Origin of the sequence: Mycobacterium sp. GA-1285, from assembly GCF_001499905.1 — a bacterium.
Classification (GTDB): Bacteria; Actinomycetota; Actinomycetes; order Mycobacteriales; family Mycobacteriaceae; genus Mycobacterium.
Window position 1 is genome coordinate 1 of record NZ_LQIS01000040.1, and the last position, 1,815, is coordinate 1,815.

Genomic DNA, 1,815 nt, shown 5'->3' on the forward strand with positions numbered 1-1,815 from the left:
TCCCCGCCGAGTTCGAAGAATGAGTCGTCGATGCCGACGCGCTCGACACCCAGTACTTGGGCGTACACGGCGGCCAGGATCTTCTCAGTCGGTGTACTGGGAGCCGAATACCGCTGTGTGTCCTGGTATTCCGGTGCCGGCAGAGCGCGGGTGTCGAGTTTGCCGTTGACCGTCAACGGCAACGCCTCAACGACCACCACCGCCGCGGGCACCATGTAAGCCGGCAACCGCTCACCCAGCTGCGCGCGCGCTGAAACCGCATCCACCGAACCGGTGACATACCCCACCAGACGCTTATCACCAGGACGATCCTCACGGGCGATCACCACCGCCTGATCCACCCCGTCGCACGCGGCCAGCGCGGCCTGCACCTCACCGAGCTCAATGCGATAGCCACGGATCTTGACCTGCTCATCGGCACGACCCACATAGGCCAGCTGCCCATCAGCACCCCACCGCACCAAATCCCCGGTGCGATACATCCTCTGCCCGTGGGCTCCCACACCACCGAACGGGCACGCCACAAACCGCGACGCACTCAACCCCGCCCGACCCACATACCCATACGCCAGACCCGCACCGGCCACATACAACTCACCGACCACCCCCGCCGGCACCGGCCGCAACCACCCATCGAGGACCACAAAACCCAAATGCGCCAACGGCACCCCGATCGGACTGCCCGTGGCCTCAACATCAGCAGCGACGATCTCACGCACCGACGCATGCACCGTCGTCTCGGTGATCCCATACATATTGACCAACCGCGGCAACCCCGGGTGATCCTGCAACCACGACCGAAGACGTTGCGGCTCAAGAGCTTCCCCGCCGAACACCACCGTCTGCAACTTCAGCTGGCCACCCAACTCCGGCGCCAACCCATCAGCGGCCTGCAACGCATAAAACGCCGACGGAGTCTGACTGAGCACACCGACCTGCTCAGCGACCAACAACGCGTGCAACTCCTCAGCAGAACGCACCACCGCATCGGGCACCACCACCAACCGGCCCCCACCCAGCAGCGCACCCCAGATCTCCCACACCGAAAAATCAAACGCCAACGAATGACACTGCGACCACACCTGCCCGGCCAACTCCAACTCGGCATCCAAGGTCTCCAACAACCGAGTCACATTGCGATGCGCAACCGCCACCCCCTTCGGAGTCCCCGTCGTCCCCGAGGTGTAAATCACATAGGCAACATCATCACCACTGGGCGCCGGCAACGCCGCGCCGGCCTGGGCCTGCCCCCCAGGATCATCAACATCAACGACCACCAACCCCGCACCATCAACACGCGACCGCAACCCCGCCGTGGTCACCACCGCACTGGGCGCCGCATCACCCAACACAAACCCCACCCGCGCATCCGGATGCCCCGGATCGATCGGCACATACGCCGCCCCGGCCTTGAGCACCGCCAACATCGCCACGACCGCCTCCACCGAACGCGGCAACAACAACGCCACCCGCCCACCACGGCCCACACCCCGCCCGACCAACAGACGCGCCAACCCATCCGACGCCTCATCAAGCTGGCGATACGTCAACGACCGCCCATCAAAAACCACCGCCACCGAATCCGGACAACGCCCCACCTGCTCGGCGAACACCACCGGAATCGACACCGACGAACCCACCAACCCGCCGGCCAACACCGCCCGATTACCCCACCGACCCAACCGAACACGCTCGTCGTCTCCGAGCACATCCACCGACGACAACCGCCGCCCCGGCTCAGCAGTCATCACCCCCAACACCCGCTGCAACCGCTCCACCAACACCCCAACACTGACCGCATCAAACACATCAGTG

The 1,815-nt window shown here is 64.8% G+C and carries 1 protein-coding gene; it reads right to left on the bottom strand.

Annotation, left to right across the window (positions count from 1 at the left end; translation table 11 throughout):
* A partial coding sequence (locus tag AU193_RS17395) for an amino acid adenylation domain-containing protein (protein ID WP_156425272.1) occupies positions 1-1,815 on the bottom strand: 1,815 nt, incomplete at both ends.